At 71.3% G+C, this 20,741-nt stretch carries 17 protein-coding genes; 9 read left to right on the top strand and 8 right to left on the bottom strand.

Annotation, left to right across the window (positions count from 1 at the left end):
• Positions 1-11 precede the first annotated feature (11 nt).
• Genes OG252_RS49340 through OG252_RS49310 form a run of 7 tightly spaced genes read right to left on the bottom strand, consistent with a single transcriptional unit; the run spans position 12 to position 8,688 of the window.
• Entirely contained in the window at positions 12-743 is a 732-nt protein-coding gene (locus OG252_RS49340) for an alpha/beta fold hydrolase (RefSeq protein WP_266446730.1), read from the bottom strand.
• Positions 744-777: 34 nt separating this feature from the next.
• Positions 778-1,476 carry a maleylpyruvate isomerase family mycothiol-dependent enzyme gene (locus OG252_RS49335; protein WP_266446727.1) on the bottom strand — a complete coding sequence of 233 codons (699 nt, stop codon included), beginning with the start codon at positions 1,474-1,476 and terminating at the stop codon, positions 778-780.
• Positions 1,473-2,309 (bottom strand): fumarylacetoacetate hydrolase family protein, encoded by an 837-nt coding sequence (locus tag OG252_RS49330; RefSeq protein WP_266446725.1) that lies wholly within the window; start codon positions 2,307-2,309, stop codon positions 1,473-1,475. Before OG252_RS49330 ends, OG252_RS49335 begins: the two co-directional genes overlap by 4 nt.
• Entirely contained in the window at positions 2,306-3,445 is a 1,140-nt protein-coding gene (locus tag OG252_RS49325) for a cupin domain-containing protein (protein WP_266446722.1), read from the bottom strand. Before OG252_RS49325 ends, OG252_RS49330 begins: the two co-directional genes overlap by 4 nt.
• On the bottom strand, positions 3,435-5,108 hold the full coding sequence (locus OG252_RS49320) for a (2,3-dihydroxybenzoyl)adenylate synthase (RefSeq protein WP_329344693.1): 1,674 nt from the start codon (positions 5,106-5,108) through the stop codon (positions 3,435-3,437). Before OG252_RS49320 ends, OG252_RS49325 begins: the two co-directional genes overlap by 11 nt.
• 11 nt (positions 5,109-5,119) lie before the next feature.
• Entirely contained in the window at positions 5,120-7,195 is a 2,076-nt protein-coding gene (locus tag OG252_RS49315) for an acetate--CoA ligase family protein (RefSeq protein ID WP_329344691.1), read from the bottom strand.
• Complete coding sequence (locus tag OG252_RS49310) at positions 7,192-8,688, bottom strand: FAD-dependent monooxygenase (RefSeq protein WP_329344689.1); 1,497 nt, start codon at positions 8,686-8,688, stop codon at positions 7,192-7,194. The genes OG252_RS49315 and OG252_RS49310 overlap by 4 nt, the downstream gene beginning before the upstream one ends.
• A 204-nt stretch (positions 8,689-8,892) precedes the next feature.
• Between OG252_RS49310 and OG252_RS49305 the strand changes: the two genes are divergently transcribed.
• On the top strand, positions 8,893-9,702 hold the full coding sequence (locus tag OG252_RS49305) for a PaaX family transcriptional regulator (protein WP_266446711.1): 810 nt from the start codon (positions 8,893-8,895) through the stop codon (positions 9,700-9,702).
• Positions 9,703-9,707: 5 nt separating this feature from the next.
• Here the strand turns inward: OG252_RS49305 and OG252_RS49300 are convergent, their stop codons facing one another.
• Positions 9,708-10,490 carry an IclR family transcriptional regulator gene (locus tag OG252_RS49300; RefSeq protein WP_266446708.1) on the bottom strand — a complete coding sequence of 261 codons (783 nt, stop codon included), beginning with the start codon at positions 10,488-10,490 and terminating at the stop codon, positions 9,708-9,710.
• Between the two features lie 343 nt (positions 10,491-10,833).
• Between OG252_RS49300 and OG252_RS49295 the strand changes: the two genes are divergently transcribed.
• From OG252_RS49295 to OG252_RS49260, 8 genes are all read left to right on the top strand, one after another.
• Entirely contained in the window at positions 10,834-11,820 is a 987-nt protein-coding gene (locus tag OG252_RS49295; RefSeq protein WP_329344687.1) for an amidohydrolase family protein, read from the top strand.
• 16 nt (positions 11,821-11,836) lie between these two features.
• Positions 11,837-13,387, top strand: a complete 1,551-nt coding sequence (locus OG252_RS49290; RefSeq protein WP_329344685.1) for a bifunctional 3-(3-hydroxy-phenyl)propionate/3-hydroxycinnamic acid hydroxylase — start codon at positions 11,837-11,839, stop codon at positions 13,385-13,387.
• A complete protein-coding gene (locus OG252_RS49285; protein ID WP_329344683.1) occupies positions 13,384-14,676 on the top strand; it encodes an MFS transporter in 1,293 nt (430 codons plus the stop codon). The genes OG252_RS49290 and OG252_RS49285 overlap by 4 nt, the downstream gene beginning before the upstream one ends.
• The gene (locus OG252_RS49280; RefSeq protein WP_329344681.1) at positions 14,673-15,776 is read left to right on the top strand and encodes a maleylacetate reductase; all 1,104 of its coding nucleotides are present in this window, start codon (positions 14,673-14,675) and stop codon (positions 15,774-15,776) included. The genes OG252_RS49285 and OG252_RS49280 overlap by 4 nt, the downstream gene beginning before the upstream one ends.
• Entirely contained in the window at positions 15,773-16,633 is an 861-nt protein-coding gene (locus OG252_RS49275) for a dioxygenase family protein (RefSeq protein ID WP_329344679.1), read from the top strand. Before OG252_RS49280 ends, OG252_RS49275 begins: the two co-directional genes overlap by 4 nt.
• Positions 16,634-16,878: 245 nt before the next feature.
• Positions 16,879-18,231: an MFS transporter gene (locus OG252_RS49270; protein ID WP_329344677.1), complete on the top strand. Its 1,353-nt coding sequence runs from the start codon at positions 16,879-16,881 to the stop codon at positions 18,229-18,231.
• Positions 18,232-18,608: 377 nt separating this feature from the next.
• Positions 18,609-19,373, top strand: coding sequence for an IclR family transcriptional regulator (locus tag OG252_RS49265; RefSeq protein WP_266446692.1), 765 nt, complete (start codon positions 18,609-18,611; stop codon positions 19,371-19,373).
• Positions 19,374-19,474: 101 nt separating this feature from the next.
• A complete protein-coding gene (locus tag OG252_RS49260) occupies positions 19,475-20,722 on the top strand; it encodes a PP2C family protein-serine/threonine phosphatase (RefSeq protein WP_329344675.1) in 1,248 nt (415 codons plus the stop codon).
• The last annotated feature ends 19 nt before the right edge of the window (positions 20,723-20,741 follow it).

The raw sequence follows: 20,741 nt of genomic DNA, 5'->3' as shown, positions 1-20,741 counted from the left end.
GGGATGGCCGCCTACTGGGTGGCGCAGGCGCGGATGAAGGCGTCTGCGAGTTCGGCGGGACGGGTGAAGAGGGCCTCATGGCTGCCCGGAGTCTCGATGACCAGCGGGTTCTTGAGTCGTGGCAGGAAGCGGTCGGCCCAGGCCCACTCGCCGGGAAGGGCGAGGTCTTCCGTGCACAGGATGTAGGCGGTGGGGATGTCGAGCGCGGCGAACGCCGTCGTGTCCGCCTTCTCGGTGAAGGTGCCCAGGGGCTGCGGAACGAGCAGGGAGTGGATCAGGCGCTGCGTCTCCTCACTGGCGTCCTGCATGAACGCCTGCTGGAAGACCTCGAACGGGAACGTCACCGTGTCGTTGCCGGAGGCGGCCGCCACGCCGAGGAACATCTCGCCGTAGTGCGGCGGGCACGCGTCGATCAGGGACTCGCCGTCGTTCGGGACGAACGCGTTCCAGAACACCAGGCGCCGTATCCGGGCTTCGAGCTTCGCCGCCGCGCCGGTCAGGACGAAGCCGCCCCAGCTGTGGCCGAGCAGGGTGATGTCGGTCAGCCCGGCACGTTCGACGTAGTCCACGAGGCTGTTCACACAGTCGGTGAGGGTCACGCCGCGCGGGTCGTCGTCGGCGCCCAGCCCGGCCAGGGTGGGGGTGTGCACCTGGTGTCCGGCAGCTCTCAGCTCGGCCGCGACCGGGCGCCAGGCCCATCCGCCGTGACAGGCTCCGGTCACCAGGACGAAGGTCTCGCTCATGTCGATCTCCTTTGATCGATCAGCCACATCCGGCTCACAGCCAGCGTGGAAGTTCCGGGAGTTCACCGGTGATGTGCAGTTCGTCGGTGCCGCTGCGGCCGGTGAGCCAGGCGGCCAGGGCGTGCGGCGGTCCGGTGACCGTGACGCCGGGGGCGGGTGTGCCCAGGACGACGGGGTCGTGGCCGTCCGCCGACAGTTCAGCGCCGACACCCGGGGCGATACGGGCCGACATCCACCCTGCCACCTCGCGTACGAGGGCCCAGGCGAAGTCGGGCGGCAGCGCGTCCATGCCGACGCCCACGCGCAGGTCGACCAGGTGGATCCACACCTCGCGGGCCCGCAGCCAGGGCACCTCCGATGCCGGGATCTCGCGGCCCTGCGCGCTGACGACGGTGGCCGACCAGGCGTCGGGCGAGAGTGCCTCGGCGGCTTTCCGGAAGCGGTCGGCGGACTCTCGTACATCCGCTTGCTGTTCGGCCAGGGGCCGTCCGGAGCCCGCCTCGATGTCCGTGCCGCGCTGGTCCGGAGAGTCGTACATGGGCGTACGGATCCCCGTCCGGGCCCAGGTCAGCAGGTTGACCAAAGCGTCGGCGTTGCGGGCGAGGTGGGTGAGCAGGTGGCCGCGGGTCCAGCCGGGCAGGGAGGACGGCTCGGTCACCGCGTCGGCAGGCAGCGCCTCGACCGATCGCTGCAGCGCGAGCTGCCCCTCCTCCGCCCACTCCAGCGGTGTCACGGCTGCTTGTCCTCGACGACGGTGTTCACGCACTCCCCGATCCCCTCGACCACGGTCCGTACGACCTGTCCGGGCTTCAGGAACACCTTGGGGTCACGGGCCGCGCCCACCCCGCCCGGCGTACCGGTGAGAACGAGGTCGCCCGGCTCCAGCGTCGTGAACGTGCTGAGGTACGCGGCGATGTCCGCCGGGGTGAAGAGCAGGTCGGACGTGCGCGAACGCTGCATGACCTCGCCATCCACCTCGAGGCGGATCTCCAGATCGGCGGCGTCGTCGATCTCGTCGCCCGTGACCAGCCAGGGCCCGGCCGGAGTGCTGGCCTCCCACGCCTTGCCCTGCAGCCACTGCGGGGTGCGCCACTGCCAGTCCCGCATGGAGATGTCGTTCACGACCGTGTAGCCGGCGATCGCGGCCGCCGCCTCGTCCTTGGTGGCCCGGCGGCGCAGTCGGGAGCCGATGACGAAACCGAGTTCGGCCTCCCAGTCCAGTTCCTCCGTCTCGCCCGGATGGGCGATGTCGTCGCGGGCGCCGAGCAGGACGTTGGCGAACTTGCCGAAGAGAGCGGGGTACGACGGCATCTCACGGCCCATCTCCGCGATGTGGGCACGGTAGTTGTGGCCCACGCAGAAGATCTTGGCCGGGGTGGTCACGACCGGGGCCAGGTCGAGGGCGGCCACGTCGTGCGTCGGACCGTCGGCGGCGGCCGCGTACGTACGCCAGTCCGGGCGGCGCAGCAGGGCGGCGACGTCGGTGGCGCCGGTCTCCACGGCACGGTCGCCGTCGAGACGGACGGCCGCTGTGCCGTCGGCGGTGCGGATGGTGGCGAGCTTCATGCGCGGGTACTCCCGGTCGTTTCGGTGCGAGCGAGTGTTTCGGTGCGGGTGAGCGTTTCGGTGCGGGCGAGGTCGAGCGCCTCGTAGACGGGCGCGTCGTTGAAGGTGAACAGGTCGAGCCGGGTGTCCGCGGCGATGGTGAGGGCGCACCAGGAGGGAACCGCGATCAGGTCGCCGTCGGCCACCTCGATCACGCGGTCGTCGAGGGTGACCGTGCCGCTGCCGCGGAAGACCTGCCAGACCGAGGAGCCCACAGTGCGGCGGGTGGCGGTGGTGGCGCCCGCCCGCAGCCGGTGCATCTCGGTGCGCAAGGTGGCGAGGGCGTCGCGCCCGGTGGCGGGGTTGGTGAAGCGGATCCCGGCGTGGCCGGGCTCGATGACGCCCGGGTGTCCCTCGTCCTCCAGCTCCAGCTGGGCGGTGAGGGCGTCGTCCGTGTCGGCCCAACGGTAGGCCATAAGCGGGGAGTTGGGGCTGACCGGGGCCGCGATCGGCCGTAGCCCCGGGTGACCCCACAGCCGCTCGTTCCGGGACCGGGACGGGGTCGACCGGTCCGAGACGCCGTTCTCGCCGAACTCGAAGAAGCCGGCGTCGAGCCGGTGCACGAGCGGGATGTCGAGGCCGTCCAGCCAGACCATCGGCTCGTCGCCGACATGATGGTGGCCGTGCCAGTGCATCGACGGGGTGAGCAGCAGGTCGCCGGGACGCATCTCGACCGCGTCGCCGTTGACGACCGTCCACACGCCCTCGCCCTCCAGGATGAACCGGAAGGCGCCCTGCGCGTGGCGGTGCGCGGGGGCCACCTCGCGCGGACCGAGGTACTGAACCGCCGCCCAGAGATTGGGAGTTGCGTAGGGGCGTCCGGGCAGTCCGGGGTTGGCGAGCGCGATGGCACGCCGCTCACCGCCGCGCCCGACCGGCACCAGGTCACCGGCCCGGCGGGCGAGCGGGAGCAGCGTGTCCCAGGGCCAGACGTGCGGGACGGCCTCGGGCTGCGGGGTGAGCGGCATGAGGTTGCCGATCTCTGTCCACAGGGGAATGAGCCCGGCTGCTGTGAATCCGTCGTACAGCTTGCGGAGTTCGGGGTCCGTCTCCTCCGGGGCTATGACGGGTGTGGTACCGCCGGAGTCACTGGTCATCGGGGGTTCCTTCGGCGTCGAGCCGGCGCGTGATGTCGGCGCGCAGGGCTTTCTTGTCGATCTTTCCGACCTTGGTGGCGGCGAGTTCGGGGACGATCTCCAGCCGGTCCGGGAACTTGAAGCGGGCGACACCGGCGCGCTCCATGACCTGGTGGACGTCGTCGAGGGTCACCGTGTGCCCCGGTTCCGGTACGACGTAGAGGCAGACCCGCTCGCCGAGTCGGTCGTCGGGCATCGCCACGGCGGCGGCACGGGCGATCCCCGGGGTCTGGTAGGCGAAGTTCTCGATCTCCTCCGCGGAGATGTTCTCCCCGCCCCGGATGATCATGTCCTTGTCGCGGCCCTCGACGACGAGGTTGCCGTCGGGCAGCAGCCGCACGATGTCGCCGGTGCGGTACCAGCCGTCCTCGGTGAACGCGCGGGCGTTCTGCTCCTCGGCGCGGTAGTAGCCGCGCGGGGTGTAGGGGCCCCGGGTGAGCAGCACACCGGGTGTGCCGTCGGGGACCGGGTCGCCCAGCTCGTCGACGACGAGGAGTTCGTCGCCCTCGGACATGGGGCGCCCCTGGGTCGTACAGATGACGTCTTCCGGGTCGTCCAGGCGCGTGTAGTTGAGCAGCCCCTCGGCCATGCCGAACACCTGCTGGAGCGTGCAGCCCAGTTCCGGGCGGACCCGGCGGGCGACGTGGTCGGCCAGCCGGGAACCACCCACCTGGAGGACGCGCAGGGAGGCGAGGCCGGTCCCCGGGTTCTCCTGGTGGTGGTCCAGCCAGGCCTGGGCGACGGCCGGGACCAGGGCGCTCGCGGTGACGCCCTCGCGCTCGATGAGCGGGAACGCCTTCTCCGGGTTGGGGGAGCCGAGGACCACCCGGCCGCCGTTCAGCAGCGTGCCGAGCAGGCCGGGGCAGGCGAGCGGGAAGTTGTGCCCGAGGGGCAGGGCGGCGAAGTACACGGTGTCCGCGCCGAACGCGCAGACCTCGGCGCTGCGGCGGGCGTTGTAGACGTAGTCGTCGTGCGTACGGGCGATGAGCTTCGGCAGTCCGGTGGTACCGCCGGAGAGCAGGAAGACGGCGATGGAGCGGCTGTCGGGCCGGTACGCGTCCACGGCGGCCCGGTCTGCCGGAGTGCCGGGAGCGGAGCACAACTCCCCCAGATCCACGGCATCCTCACCGACCTTGTCACCAAGGACCAGAATGTGCCTGAGAGTTGGCGAGTCCTCGGCGATGTCGAGAGCCATCGCCTGGTGGTCGTGGCCCTTGAGGAAGTCGGGGACGGCGACGGCGACCGCCTCGCTGTGCTCGACCAGGTAACCGACCTCGTGTCTGCGGTGCCCGGGCAGCGCCATCACCGGGATGACGCCGAGGCGCAGACAGGCGTACGTGAGGATCACGAACTCGGCGGTGTTGGGCAGCTGCACCACGAGCCGGTCGTCCGGGCGGAGCCCGAGCGCGGCGAGGCGCAGTGCGGTGGCGTCGGCGTGCTCGGCGAGTTGACGGTACGTCAGCCGCCGGTCTCCGTCGACGAGTGCGACCGCGTCGGGAGCGGCGTCGGTGGCGGCGTGCAGCCGGTCGCCGATCGCGTGCCCCTCCCAGTAGCCCTGGTCGGAGTATCGCCTCGCGTACTCCTCGGGCCAGGGCACAGCGCCTTTGCTGCTCGGCCTGGGCATGGTCGTTCTCCTTAGCGGTCCTGTGCGGGTGCAGCGGTGGGGACGATCACGGCGTCCAGTGCGATCAGTCCGTCGGCGGTGAGACGCAGCGGGTTGATCTCGACCTCGGCGGTGTCCGGGCTCGCCGCCAGGGCGGCGGCGAGTGCGGCGGCGACCCGTCCGAACTCGGCGCGGTCCAGTACCGGCCCGCCGCGCCAGCCGTCGAGCAGGGCGCGGGCGGCCAGGTCGTCGGGCATCCCGGCGGCCTCGGCGACGGACAGCGGGGCGAGCCGTATCGCCACGTCGGCGAGCGCCTCGGCGGCCGTGCCGCCCAGTCCCACGAGGACGACCGGCCCGAACACGGGGTCCCGCCGCACACCGAGCACCAGGTCGACGCCGGCCGGGGCCATGGCCTCCACCAGGTAGCGGCGGTCGGGGCCGATGGCGTCCAGTGCCGCGTCGAGTTCGTCGGGGGTGCGCACGCCGAGGTGGACTCCGCCGATCTCCGTCTTGTGCAGGATCGCGGCGTCGAGCACCTTGACCGCGACGGGCCCGCCCAGCAGGCGCAGGGCGTAGTGGGCGTCGGCTCGGGAGTCGCAGGCGACGCGGTCCGGGGTGCGGATGCCCAGCCCGCCGAGGAAGGTCTTGGCGGCGTCCTCGTCCAGCGGGCCGGACGGCACGGAGGCCGCCGTCGCCCGCACCGGCGCGTCGGCCCGCACGGCCCGCTGGCGCGCATGCGTCACCAGCGCCCGTACGGCACCGGCGGCCGAGGCCGGTCCGGTCAGCGCCGGAATCCCCGCCTTGTGCAGCCGCGCCCGCTGCTCGGCGACGTCCTCGGGCAGACCCCCGACGACCACGACGGCCGGGGAGTCCGCCCCGAGTCCGGCGGCCTGGGCGGCCGAGGCGAGGTCGACGCTGTCCGGCTCGGTCAGGGCGTAGACGGCGAGCAGGTCCACCGCCTCGTCCGCGGCCGTGGCGGCGAGGACGCGGGCGAAGGTCTCGGCGGGCCGGCCGGTGTCGACCGGATTGCGCTGGTAGGTGAGTGGCGGCAGGAGCTCGCTCAGCGTGCCCTGGGTGGTCGCGGTCAGCTCCGGCATCCGGATGCCGTCGGCCCCCGCGCGGTCCGCGAGCAGCAGTCCCGGCCCGGCCTGGGCGGTCACGATGCCGAGGCCCGGGTCCCGGTGGGGGCGCAGCTGGATGCGGGAGAGCGCGGTGAGCGCGTCCACCATCTCCCGTTCGTCGTCCACGACCACCGCTCCGGCCTGCCGCAGCACGGCCCGCGTCGTGCGCCAGGAGGTGGCGAGCGCCCCGGTGTGCGAGCGGGCGAAGTCACCGACGTCGCTGCGTCCGACGACCAGTGCGACGACCGGCTTGACGGCGGCCAGCAGGCGTACGGCGTTCACCAGCCGCGGCCCGTCCGGAACCGTCTCCACATGCAGCGCCACGGCCGTCGTACGACCGTCCCCCACGAGGTGTTCCAGGACGTCCGCGGCGGTGACGTCGAGGCCTGCCCCGATGCCGACGCCGAGGCTGATTCCGTTCCCGGCCGCGACCAGGTCGAAGGCGAGCGCGTGGTTGACGCCGCCGCTGGCCGCGACCACCGCGATGTCCCCGGCCGGAATCTGTCCCGCCGCGGGCACGAAGCTGGCCGTGAGTTCCAGGTGGGGGGCGAAGAAGCCGGAGGTGTTGGGGCCGAGAATCCGGATGCCCGTCTCCCGGGCGACGCGGCGAACCGCGTCCGCGTGCTCCTCGCCCGCAGGGCCCGCCTCGCCGAAACCGCCGGCGCAGACCAGCGCGGCTCGGCAGCCGGCGGCGGCCGCTTCGGCGAGCGCGTCCGCGCTGCCGGCCGCGGGCACGCACAGGACGGCCAGATCGAGCCGTCCGGCGGTATGGGCGACCGCTTCGGCGACCGAGGCGTACACGCCCTGGTCGGGCTCGGGGCGGCGCGCGTTGACCAGGGCACGGGCGCCGGGGAAGGCGGCCAGGGACCGGGCCATGGCGGCGCCCAGCTTTCCGCTCTGCCTCGAGGCGCCGATGACGACCACGCCCTCGGGCGCGAACATCGGCGTCAGGTTCGTGGTCGTGACTGCTTCCGCCTTGATGCTCATGCCTGCTCCCGTCCCACCAGATCGGCGCGCCCGGACAGCAGCAGCGTCTCGGCCCGGTCGTCGTCCATCCCGTCCTCCACGATCAGCACGGGAACGCCGTGCACCAGCCGGGCCTGCTCCGCGAGCAGCGACCGGGTGAACGGGCTTCCGCCCTGTACGGCGACCAGGTCCGGAGGTGCGTCACCGTTCAAGGCGTCGGCCAACTCCTCGTAGATGGGCGGTAGTTGAGCCTCACCCTCCGGTGCGGTGAGCCACAGGCACCCCGCGGAGCGCAACGCCGCGAGGTCGGCCGCGGTCAGCCGCCGTCCGGCGAACTCCCTGAACGGCGTGTCCAGGGGATCGAGACCCTCGTGTGCCGCCCGCCAGTCCCGTACGACCGCGTCGACGAACTCCGGGTCGCGGCGTGCGATGCGTTCCTTGCCGATGCTCCGGGAGATGAAGTGGAAGGCGAACTGCGTCGGCTCGAACGCGTCGTGATAGCGCCCGAAGTGCTCCCACCAGGACAGGCTCGGCCGGGCGGAGCCCTGGATCTTCTCCACCGAGGGCCGCCGCGCCGCCTCGTACGCCTCCAGGGCGCTCGGCACGTCGTCACGGTGGGCGAGGACGCTGTCGGCGAGTGCGACGGCGTCCTCCATGGCCATCTTGGTACCGGAGCCGACGGAGAAGTGCGCGGTGTGTGCCGCGTCGCCGAGGAGGACCACGTTGCCGCTGTGCCAGCGGTGGGTGCGCAGGGTGCGGAAGTTGCCCCAGCGCGAGTTGTTGACCAGCAGTTCGTGGCCGTCGATCTGTTCGGCGAAGAGCTTCTCCAGGTACTGCTTGCTCTTGTCGTCGCTCGGGCCGGGCGGCTGCGCGGTGTCGAACTCGTCGAGCCCGGCCCGGCGCCAGGTCTCCTCGTCCGTCTCCACGATGAAGGTGCTGACGCCGTCGCCGATCGGGTAGCCGTGCACGGCGAAGGTGCCGTGCGGGCCGTGCTCGTGGACGAAGGTCAGGCCGTCGAAGAGGTAGTCGGTGCCGAACCAGATGAACTTGGCGGTCGCGACCTCCACCTCCGGCACGAGCACGTCGGCGAGACGGTCACGGAAGCGGGAGTTCGCCCCGTCGGCGGCCACGATCAGGTCGTAGTCGGCCAGTTGCGCCGGATCCGCGGGGACCTCGTGGCTGAAGCGGAGCTCGACGCCGACCTCCTCGGCCCGCCGGCGCAGCAGTTGGAGGAGCGTCTTGCGGGTGATGGCGGCCATGCCGTTGCCGCCGCACCGGATCCGCTGTCCCTTCAGCCGCACCTCGATGTCGTCCCAGTGCCGGCCGTCCTCGGCGAGAGCCGTGCGCAGCACCGGATCCGCCGCGTGGATGGCGGCCAGGGTCGCGTCCGAGAACACCACGCCGAAGCCGAAGGTGTCCTCCGCGCGGTTCCGCTCGAAGACCGTCACTTGGACCGACGGATCGGCCTGCTTGATGAGCGCCGCGAAGAACAGCCCGCCGGGGCCGCCTCCCACGCAAGCGATCCGAGAAACCATGGTCCCTGCCTCCACGTCGAGTACAGGCCCAGCCTCAGCCCCGCGAACGTCCTGTGTCAATGGATACACGGGCGTCAATAATTTGTTGCGCATTGGCGAGGCCGTTTCTCGTGTGGACACACGGGTTCTCCCAGCTGCATGACCCATCTTCTCGACGGCCGTCCGTGTGACATAGTCGGTTTCGTGAAGCCTCGATCGATCGTCTTCGACCTGTTCGGCGACTACGTCCGCTACCGCGGCGGCACCGCCCGGCTGCGCACCCTCAGCACACTGATGGGCTGCTTCGGTGTCGGCGAGAGCACGGTGCGGGTGGTCCTCGCGCGCCTGCGCAAGGAGGGCTGGTTCGACGTGCGACGCGAGGGCAGGGAGACGCTCTACGCGCTCAACAAGCGCAGCTTCCAGCTCCTCGACGAGGGCCGCTCACGCATCTTCGACCGGGCCCCGTCCGACTGGGACCGGCACTGGTACATGGTCATCTACTCGGTCCCCGAAACCGAGCGCGGCATCCGCGACCGCATCCGCAAGGACCTGGCCTGGCTGGGCTTCGGCCCGCTGGCCCCGTCCACCTACGTCTCCCCGCACGACCGCCTCCAGCAGGTCCGGGAGAAGTTCGCGGACGAGCCGGCCGTACGCCTGGACACCCTGCGCTGCCAGTCCGGCGGGCTGCCCGTCGACCGCGAGATGGCGGCGCGCAGCTGGGACCTGGCCGCCCTCAACGAGGACTACCGCGAGCTGCTGCGCACCTACCGCAGCCGGATGCCGTCCTACCGGAACGGGCATCTGAGCCCCGAGGAGGCGCTGGTCGAGCGCATGCGGCTGACGTACGACTACCGCAAGTTCCCCTTCCGCGACCCGGACCTGCCGACCGAACTCCTCCCGGCGGGCTGGGTGGGCCACGAGGCGCACGAGATGTTCCTGGAGGCCCACGAGATCCTCGGCCCTTCGGCCGAGTCCTACTACGACGAGGTGGCCGGTCCGCGTCCCGTCGAGTAGGGCACCTACGACAGGTACCCCAGCTCGTGCGAGGCGGCGGCCACGGTGTCGTGCAGTTCGCCGGTCACCTCGGCGAGGTGCTCCGCGGTGGCGAGGCTTTCGGGCAGGACGACGGAGACGGCGAGCGGCAGGGGGTCGTTCGCCGCGAAGACGGGCGCGGCGACCGAGACGATGCCCGGGATGACGCCGCTGTGCGTCACGACGTGCCCCTCTTCGCGGACCTGTGCCCGGGTGGCCGCGAGGCGCTCGCTCGTCCACTCCGCTTCCTTGCCGCGGAGCTCTCCGCCCAGCACCTCGTCGGTGAGACTCTCGGGCAGGTGGGCCAGAAAGACCTGACCCACGGACGACGTGAGCAGGGGAAGGGTGGCGCCGACACGCACCGTCAGGGGCAGCGGGCGTGTGCCGTACGCCCAGCTCACCACGATCGGGCCGCGGTCCCCCCACACGGCCAGGTTCACCGAGTGGCCCGTGCGGTCGCGCAGCTGCATCGCGTGGCCGCTCGCCACCGCGACCTCGTTGGTGCGACGCAGCGACTCGGCGCCCATGCGGCGCATCGCGGCCCCGAAGTCGTAAAGCCCCGAGGCGGGATCCTGCGAGGTCAGCCCGATGCGGCCGAGGCTGACGAGGTAGCGGTGCACCTTGCTGGGCTGCATCCCGCTCGCCTGCGCGATCGCCGACAGGCTCAGCGCGCCGCCGCCGGTCTCCAGCGCCAGCAGGACCCGCATCGCCATCTCGACGGACTGGATGCCCTGACGCTCCCCGTTCTCCCTGGAGTCGGTCTCGGTCACAGCGCAGCCTTCTCCCCTGCCGGTGGATGAACGCGGTCAGCCTATCGAGGCGACCGTTGAAACAGATCTTACATTCACTATTGCGGAACGCGTTACGTTCTGGTGAACTGCGTCAGCGGTGGCAGTCGCTCCCCTCCCGGACGGCCACCGCCACACCGGCGGCCCGCCTCGCAGCCGCCCGGAGCCGCTCGACCCTTCGGCGCACACACCCGCGCATCTCATCCGCCCCGGCCACTCACACCGAGCCGGGCGCCGCCGCACCCCGACCGCGTACGCGACCTCGACCGCACACGAGGTCCGCGGTACGAGCTCACGTCGTCGATCACCCCAGGAGAACTCCGCAATGAAGCTGATAGGCCTCGAAGAGCACTTCGTGACCCCTGACCTGGTGGGCCATGGCACCTCGACCGCGTCCATCGCCCAGCCCGGCGCCTGGGCCGAAGCCTCCCGCCGGCTCCTCGACCTCACCGAGGAACGCCTCGACGGCATGGACGCCGCCGGTCTGGACATGCAGGTGCTGTCGCTCAACTCCCCAGGTCTTCAGGCGGAGAAGGACCCGGCCGCCGCCGTACGCCAGGCGATCACTGTCAACGACTTCCTCACCGGCGTCATCGCCGAGCACCCCGACCGTTTCTCCGGCTTCGCCGCGCTGCCCCTGCAGGATCCCCGGGCCGCGGCCGACGAGCTGGAGCGCGCGGTCACGCAGCTCGGAATGCGCGGCGCCCTGGTCAACGCGCACACCCACGGCAGGTACCTGGACGACCCCGCCCTGCGCGTCGTCTGGGAACGCGCCGAACACCTCGACGTGCCGCTCTACCTGCACCCCGCCAACGGCGTCGACACCGCGCACGTGCTCTCCGGCCACCCCGAACTCGTCGGACCGATGTGGAGCTGGGGAATCGACACCGCCACCCACGCCCTTCGACTCATCTTCGGCGGCGTCTTCGACGACTTCCCGAACGCCAAGCTGCTGCTCGGCCACATGGGAGAGGGCCTGCCGTACGTGATGTGGCGCATGGACTCCCGCTGGGAGTTCCACGCGCACCACGGCATCGAGCTCAAGCGCGAACGTCCCTCGGAGTACATCCGGCACAACCTCTACATCACGACCAGCGGCGTCTGCTCCCCCGCCCCGCTGCTCACCGCCCTGCTCTCGATGGGCGCCGACCACATCCTCTTCGGCACCGACTACCCCTTCGAGGACATGGAGACGGCCACCAAGTTCCTGCGGGACGCCCCGATCAGCGACGCCGACCGCCGCAAGATCGGCCACCAGAACGCCGAGAAACTGCTCGGCCTCACCACCGCACCCGCGTTCGCGGGCGTCTGAGCGGAAGGGAACGCACGTGTACGACGTCGCCGTCATCGGGTACGGCCCCGTGGGCATGGTCACCGCGGCGCTGCTCGGGCAGGCAGGCCATGACGTGGTCGTCCTTGAGCGCTACCCGACCCTCTACAACCTTCCGCGCGCCGCCATCTTCGACGACGAGACGATGCGCACCTTCGACCGCCTCGGCATCTCCCGCGATCTGCTGCCCACGCTGCACGTCCAACGCAACTACGAGTGGCGCAACGGCGCCGGCGAGCTGCTCATCGAGCACGACTTCGCCGCCGTCGGGGGCCAGGGCTGGGCGGAGTGGTACATGATGTACCAGCCCTACCTGGAGGACAGGCTCGACGGCCTGGTCCGCGGTCTGGGCAACGTCGAGATCCGGATGGACTCCCCGGTCACCGGCCTGCAGAGCACGCACGACGGCGTGGACATCCAGGTCGGGGGCAGCGAATCGGCCGTCTCGGCCCGGTACGTCGTGGCCTGCGACGGTGGCAACAGCTTCACCCGCGGCCGGCTCGGCGTCGGGCAGGACGACTACGGGTTCTCCGAGCCGTGGATGGTCTGCGACTTCCGCCTGACCGGTGCCGCGGACATCCCAAAGGCCCGTCAGGTCTGCGACCCCGCGCAGCCGATCTCGATCATCTCGCTGGGCCCTGAGCACCACCGGTTCAGCTTCATGCTCGACTCGGCCGACTCCTTCCCCGTCGAGCGGGAGCCCGACCGGGTGTGGGCCAGGGTCGCCGCCTACCTCGACCGCTCGCGGGCCGACCTCGTCCGCGTCGCCACGTACACGTTCCGCTCGCTCGTCGCGGAGCGCTGGCGCAGCGGCCGGATCCTGCTCGCCGGAGACGCGGCCCACCAGATGCCGCCCTTCCTCGGTCAGGGCATGTGCTCGGGCATCCGCGACGCCCAGAACCTCGCCTTCAAGCTCGACGCCGTACTGCGGGGCGCCGACGACGCGCTCCTCGACACTTACCAGAGCGAACGCGAGCCGCATGTGCGGGCCATCATCGCCAAGGGCATCGAGCTCGGCCGTGTCCAGACCATGCGCGACCCGGTGGCAGCCGCCGAGCGCGACGCCCGCCTGATCGCGCAGCGCGAGGCTGACGGGCGCCCCGAGAAGATGCGCTTCCCAGGGCTCGGCCCGGGCCTGCGCGACGCGTCCCCGCAGGCCGGACACCTGATGCCGCACGGCCGGGTGGAAGCGCACGGCACCGAGGGGCTCTTCGACGAGCTCCTCGGCCGCGGATTCGTCCTTCTCGTCGACGGCCGCGAGGGTGCGTCGCTCGACGCCTCGGCCGGCGAGCCGGCCGACAGGCTCGGCGTAGCCGTCCACCACCTCACCGACCGCCGCCTCACCACCGAGGGGATCACCGATGTCGGCGGCGTCTACGGACGCTGGTTCGACGAGACCGGCTCCGCCGCCGTTCTGTGGCGGCCCGACTTCTACATCCTCGGCACCGTGGGCGTCCTCTCCGACGTCCCGGCACTCCTCACCACACTTGCCTCGGCAGTCGAGCCGGTACAGGCTCCTGCCACAGCTGGAGAAGGGATCCGGCCATGACCGCACCGTCCGTCACCCGCCCGCAGGTCCGCAGAGTGTCCGCGAGCACGTTCATGCTGATCGCGGCCTGGGTCGTCGCGTCCCTGGAGGGCTACGACCTCGCCGTGTACGGCGTCAGCGTGCCCGCGATCCTGGGCGACCCCTCGCTCGGCATCGACAAGGCCGAGGCAGGCACCATCGGCTCGCTCGTCGGCATCGGCATGCTGATCGGCGCGGCCCTCGCCGGGGCCCTCGTCCACCGCACCGGCCCGCGCCGGCTCCTGCTCGTCGGCACCACCGTGTTCTCGCTCGGCATGGCGGTCTGCACGTTCGCCGGTGGCGTCCCGTCCTTCGGGGCCGGACGTCTGGTCGTCGGCCTCGGACTGGGCGTCGTACTGCCGACGATCAACGCGTACGTCGCCGACCTCAGCGAGCCCGGCCGCCGCAGCCGCAACGTCGCCCTGATCATGAGCGGGTACGCGGCAGGTGCCCTGTGCTCCCCTCTGCTCGGCACGGCTCTGCTGCCCGACGTCTCGTACCGCTGGCTGTACGTGATCGGCGTGGTCCCGGTGTTCCTGGCCATACCTCTGGTGATGCGGCTTCCGGAGAGCCCGTTCCACCTCAGCCGCACGGGCCGGGCGGCCGAGGCTAGGGCGGTGGAGGAGCAGCTCGGTCTCGCCCCGTCGGACTCCTCCCCGACGTCGGACCCGGGTCGCTGGCTCGGTATCGGACCGCTGCTGACGGGCGGGCTCGCGGTCTCGACCGTGCTGTTCTGGGCCATGTCCTTCTGCGGACTGCTGCTGGTCTTCGGCATCAGCACCTGGCTGCCCAGCATCATGCAGGCCGCGGGCTTCTCCCTCGGCTCGGCACTGCTGCAGACGGCGGCCATGTGGCTGGGGGTCGGCGTCGGTGCCATCGTGGGCGGCCGGGTCGCGGACGCGCTGGGCGCCAAGCGTGTGGTCGTCGTCGCCTTCCTGGTCGGCACGCTGAGCCTGCTCGCGATGAGCACCCGCCCGCCGACACCGGTCATGTTCGTGCTCATGTTCATCAGCGGGTTCGGGTTCATCGGTTCGCAGATCCTCGGCAACGCGTTCATCGTCACGCGCTACCCGGACGCCCTGCGCGGCAACGGCCTCGCCTGGGCCCTGTCGATCGGCCGCTTCGGCGCGATCGCCGGCCCGTCCCTGGGCGCGTTCGTCCTCAGCTCGGGCGCCGACGTCGAGTGGGCCTTCTACGCCTTCGCCGTACCGGCGCTGATCGGCGCGTTCGCGGCGGGCGCGGTACCCCGGGTGCGGGCGGCGACGGCATGACGCGGGTCGTCTACGAGTCCTGGGGCCAGCGGGTCGTCTTCGGCTCGGGCACCGCACGGGAGGACGTGGCGGCCGAGGTCGCAGGACTCGGCGCGCGCCGGGTCCTGGTGATCGCGGCCGAGGACGAACGTGCCCTGGCCGAGGACATCTGCAAGGACCTTCCCGTCGTGGCGACGTTCGGCGCCGTCAGGCCGCATGTGCCGGCCGAGGTGGCACAGGCCGTGCGGGCGGCAGCCCGCGAGCACGCGGCCGACCTGCTGTTGAGCGTCGGGGGCGGCTCCACCACGGGCACCGCCAAGGCGGCCGCGCTCACCACCGGCCTGCCGATCCTCGCCGTCCCCACGACATACGCCGGCTCCGAGGCGACCCCCGTCTGGGGCCTCACCGAGGAGGGCCACAAGCGCACCGGTGTCGATCCGAAGGTGCTGCCCCGCATCGTCGTCTACGACGCGACCCTCATGCTGTCGCTGCCGACCCGCCTGTCGGTGACGTCGGGGCTCAACGCGCTCGCCCACTGCGTCGACGCGTGGTGGGCCCCGCGGCACAACCCGATCAGCTCCGCCCTGGCCGTCGAGGGCGTCCGCTCGCTGGCATCGGCGCTGCCGCGGATCGTCGCCGACGGCCAGGACGTCGCGGCCCGCCGGGAGATCCTCTTCGGCACCTACCTCGGGGCGGTCGCCTTCGCTGGGGCCGGTTCCGGACTGCACCACAAGGTGTGCCATGTCCTCGGCGGCGCGTACGACCTCGAACACGCCGCCCTGCACTCGGTGGTCCTGCCGCACGTGGTCGGTCTCAACCTGCCCGCGGCACCCGAGGCGGCGCGGCACCTCGCGGCGGCGCTCGACGAACGCACCGACCCCTTCGGCGCGCTGCTCGCCCTCTACGCCCAGCTCGAACCTCCGCGCTCGCTCAGCGAGTTGGGACTGGCCGAGGAGGAACTCGACCGGGCCTGCGACCTCGTCATGGCGCAGATCCCGGACACCAACCCGCGGCGCGTGACCCCCGGCGAGATGCGCGAGCTGCTGGGGCGCGCGTGCCGCGGGGACACCCCGGTGCCGATCCCGCTCACCTCCCCTCGCACGGAAGAGCACCCCCGATGACCGACACGACTGAACAGGAACTGACCGACAAGGTCGTCGTGAGCTTCGACACCGCGAAGGACGAACGGTTCCGCGAGGTCATGCAGGCCCTCGTTCGGCACGCCCACGCGTTCGTGCGCGAGACCCGCCTCACCGAGGACGAGTGGGGCGCGGCGATCGAGTTCCTCACCGCGGCCGGTCACATCACGACCGACACCCGCCAGGAGTTCGTCCTCCTCTCGGACGTCCTCGGCATCTCCATGCTCACCGTCGCGGTGAACGAGCCTGGCCTCGACGAGTCGACGCAGGCCACCGTCCTCGGCCCGTTCTTCGTCCAGGACTCGCCGGACATCGAGCTCGGCGGGGACATCGCGGGCGGCGCGACCGGTGAGCCCGCGTGGGTCGACGGCCGGGTCACCGACACCGACGGCAACCCCGTCGCCGGGGCCCGCGTCGAGGTGTGGGAAGCCGACGACGACGGCATGTACGACGTCCAGTACGACGACGGCGGCCTCACGGGCCGCGCGCACTTCTTCACCGACCCCGAGGGCCGCTACCGGTTCTGGGGCCTCACTCCGACGCCGTACCCGATCCCGGACGACGGCCCCGTCGGCCAACTCCTCGACCACGCCGGCCGCTCGCCGATGCGCGCACCGCATCTGCATTTCATGGTGACGGCCCCCGGCTTCCGGCGTCTCATCACCCACATCTTCGTGGCGGGCGACCCTTGTCTGAACGCCGACTCCGTCTTCGGCGTGAAGGAGTCACTCATCCGCCCCTTCGACCGTCACGAGGCCGGAACTCCGACACCGGACAGCCGACAGCTGGAGGGACCGTGGACCTCGGCGACGTTCGACATCGTCCTCAGCAAGGAGTGAACGTCTTTAATTGCCTGTCGCACCGAGCCACCCAGCGCTAGTGTCCGGGTGCATCGAGTTGATCCACGAGGAGTTGCAGACATGGTCGGTCGCCCGAGCGCGCGTTGACGTTGTAGGCCGATCGGCCTGTCATCGCGTGCTGCCCTTGATGTCGCGGCACAGCGAGCCTTCCCCTGCCTGAACCGTCGGCGCACCCGTCGTGTGCCCGGTAGCGGGCCTCGTTGTCGGCAACCCTTGGGATCCCTGTGCCGTCCGCTTCCTCCGCCGTATCCGATTCCGGTCGACCCGTTCCGTCGAGCCTGTGGCGGGACAGCGACTTCCGCAGACTCTGGGTGGGGCAGACCGCCTCCCAACTCGGGGAACACACAGGCCTGGTTGTTCTTCCGCTCTTCGCCGTCCTGACGCTCAATGCCAGTGCCACCCAGCTGGGCGTCCTGCGCGCCGTGGGCCAGGCGCCGATCCTGTTGCTCGCGCTCTTCGTCGGCGCATGGGTGGACAGGTGGCGCACTCGCACAGTGATGGTGCTGACTGACGTCGGCCGGACCCTTGCCCTGGGTGCCGCCGCGGTGGCCGGCCTCTTCGGCCTGCTCGGCCTGCCCGCGCTCTTCGTGATCGCCTTCGCGATCGGGGCCCTGTCCGTGTTCTTCGACGTGGCATACCAGGCATCTCTTGTACGGCTGGTGCGACGCGATCAGCTGGTACGGGGCAACAGCGCGCTCGAGGGCAGCCGGTCCGCGGCTCAGATCGGCGGTCCGGCCCTCGGCGGTGCGCTGGTGTCCCTGTTGTCGGCGCCGATCGCTGCCGCCGCCGGCGCACTGTTCTTCGCGCTGTCGTTCCTGTCCATCCGAAGGATCCGTCGAGTCGAATCGGCCCCGGAGCGCCCGGAACGTCCCTCTTGGGTCTGGCGGCGGATCCACGAGGGCCTGCGTTTCGTCGCCCGCGATACCGCGCTGCGGACCGTGTGCCTGGCCTCAGCCGCCTTCCAGTTCTCCTTCGCGGCCGTGATGACCGTCTATCTGCTCTTCCTGCCGCGGGAACTGCACCTGTCCGGCACCGCCGTCGGGCTGGCACTCGCGGCGACAGGGCCGGGCGCGCTCCTGGGCTCCGTCCTGGCCGCCCGCCTGCCGAACCGGTTCGGGTACGGCCCGGTGCTCGTGGCCGGGGCCGCACTCGGCGACGGCGTGTTCTTGTGTGTACCCGCGCTGCACGGCTCCTCTGCAGTGACCGTTCCCGCGCTCCTCGCGGTCAGCTTCGTGTTCGGGGTCGGCGGCCAGTTGGTGAATGTGGCGGTCATGGCCGTCCGCCAGACCGTCACTCCGGACGGGATGCAAGGCCGCGCGGCCGCGACGATCACGTTTGTCGGCATGGGGCTGTCTCCGCTCGGCTCCCTGTTCGGCGGATTCCTCGCGGAGGAGTGGGGATTGCGCACCAGTCTCTTGGCGACGGCCGCCGGCATGTTGCTGTCTCCGGTGGTGATGGCTCTGTCCCCGCTCGCCCGCCTGGGACGGACGCTTCCGGCCGCGCCGGATGTCCCGCTGACAGCCGGCCGCTCGAAGGCACACGAATCCGGCAGCCGCCCTTCAGGGGACGTCGAGTGACCGCGGCGCACTGCACAGCGGGTGTCCACCAGGCGGTACGGTCGCAGACGCCCGCGCACTGGTCTGTGGAGTCACGCACGATGCAGGCGAGGGGGTGAACGCCGGCACGTGCGGTTCCTCGTGGACGCTGGGCAGAGGAGGCACGACATCCGCGATGTGCCGGACCGGCCCATGTCCTGGGTACTGCGGAACGAAGGCGCCCTGCATGGGCCGGGTGGCGCGGCTCCGAGCAGCACCGCCCGCTCGACATCGCCAGGGTCGCAGCTATACGCGTACGGGTGGGAGTGATCCTCTGGGCCCTGATCGTGAGGCCGCGCGGAGTGGCAGGGAACCGCGCGCGCCTTGCCTGCGCCGCATACCCGGCGCACGCTGGTCGTATGGCTGCTCACGACGGCCCCGGCCCCACGCTCATCACCTCCGTGCAGCGGGCCTTCCGCCTGCTGGAGGCGGTGGGCGCGCACGAGAACGGCGCGCCGGCGAAGCAGCTGGCACGGGAGACGGGGCTGCCTCTGGCCACCGCGTACCACCTGCTGCGGACCTTGGTCCACGACGGATACCTGCGGAAGCTGGACGACGGCGGGTTCATCCTGGGCGACAAGCTGCAGGCGCTCCACACCACCGGCCGGGCGCAGGCGCTGCTGAGCCGGGTCCGTCCGGCGCTGGCCGCGCTGCGGGACGAGCTCGCGACCGCCGCCTATCTCACCTTCTACGAGGACGGCGAGATCCGGGTCGCCGAGATCGTGGACAGCCCCCGGGCACCCCGAGTCGACCTCTGGGTGGGATTCGAGGACGCCGGCCACGCCACCGCGCTGGGCAAGTCGGTGCTGCGCGAGCTGGACGAGGACTCCCGCAAGGACTATCTCTCCCGGCACCGCCTCGCCGATCTCACGCCACGGACCATCACCGACGCCCCGGAACTGCTCCGGCGACTCGACTCCTCCCCGGTGGCGCCGGCCGTTACGGACATGGAGGAGTACGCCCTCGGCACGGTCTGTATCGCGGTGCCCGTGTACAGCGGGAACGTGCTCGGCTCGCTCGGCGTCTCGCTGCGGGCGGACCGGTTGTCCCGACTCGAGGAGATCCGGGCACGACTGCTCCCGACCGCAAGTCGCGTGACCACAGGCCTGTCGCTCACTATCTGAAAACCGTCTCCTTGTGGCACTGTGACTAATCCTCTTTCCTGAATCAAACGGACATTTCCGGAGCGCATGCTCCATTCACAGGTGAGGACTGCGGGCAGAACATGAGTCACACCCGAGCGCACGGTGGCGACCACGGACCGATACGGCGGCCCAGAAACCAAGCGGCCGCCTCGGGGACGGTGTCCTGGAATCGTGTCGCCGCTCAGTTGGTCTCCGGTACGCCCGTACTGCCCGTGCTGATCGTTTCCGCCATCGTGGTCGTCGACCTCCTCACCGGAGTCGGGCTGACCTGGCTGTCGCTGCTCGCGGCCGGGCCCGCGCTGGCCGCCACCACCAGCGGGCCGCGCGGGGTTCTGTGTGTCGGTCTCCTCGCCGGGGTGCTGGGCGCGGTGCTCGGCATCCATGACGGTGCACCGGGCCGCGAGCTGGCAGCCGTGCTGTCCGCCCTGGTGGCCGTCACCCTGGCGAGTGGCCTGGCCAGCGCGTTGCGCGGGCGTCGCGAGCGGGTGCTCGCGGCCGTCCGCTCGGTCGCCGAAGCCGCCCAGCACGCGCTGCTCCAGCCCGTACCGGCGACCGTCGGCCCCTTCCAGGTGGCCGTGCGCTACAGCGCTGCGGCCGCGGAGGCCCGTATCGGCGGGGACCTCTACGCCCTCGTGCCCACCCCGTACGGGGTTCGGCTGATCGTCGGCGATGTGCGCGGCAAGGGGCTGCCGGCTGTGGGGATCGCGGCTCTGGTGGTCGGGGTCTTCCGCGAGGCGGCCTACGAGGAGCCCGATCTCCTCGCCGTCGTCGCCAGGATCGAGCGGAGTCTGGCGCGCAATCTCAGCTGCGACGACTTCGTCACCGCCGTGGTCGCCGGACATCCCCGACCAGGCCATCTGGAGCTGGTCAACTGCGGACACGCTCCCCCGCTCCTGGTGCACGGCTCCGGAGTGGTACCGGTGGAACCCGCCCATCCGGCCCCGCCGCTCGGCCTGCGCGCCCTCTCGGGCGAGACCCCCAGCCTGCAGATACTGCCCTTCACCGACGGGGATCAGCTGCTGCTCTACACCGACGGGGTCACGGAGGCCCGCGACCACGGCCGCGAGTTCTACCCGCTCACGGAGCGGCTGACGCAGCACCTGTCCGACGAGCCGGCACATACCCTCACAGCGCTCCACAACGAACTGCTGGCCCATGTGGGAGGCCGGCTGCACGACGACGCGGCGCTGCTCCTGCTCCGCAAGCCCGCCGTGCCCGAAGCGGCCGTTCTCGAGAATGTGTCCTTGCCGGACGGCGAAGTCATCGAAGCCCGGCACCTTCGGAGCGGTCCGGGCCCGGTCGAGCAGCGGCATGACCGCACGGCGTAAGGTCCCGCACGACTCACCG

This window comes from Streptomyces sp. NBC_01352, from assembly GCF_036237295.1.
Classification (GTDB): domain Bacteria; phylum Actinomycetota; class Actinomycetes; order Streptomycetales; family Streptomycetaceae; genus Streptomyces; species Streptomyces plumbiresistens.
The sequence above is the reverse complement of the archived record's forward strand: the minus strand, read 5'-3'. Positions and strand labels throughout refer to the sequence as shown.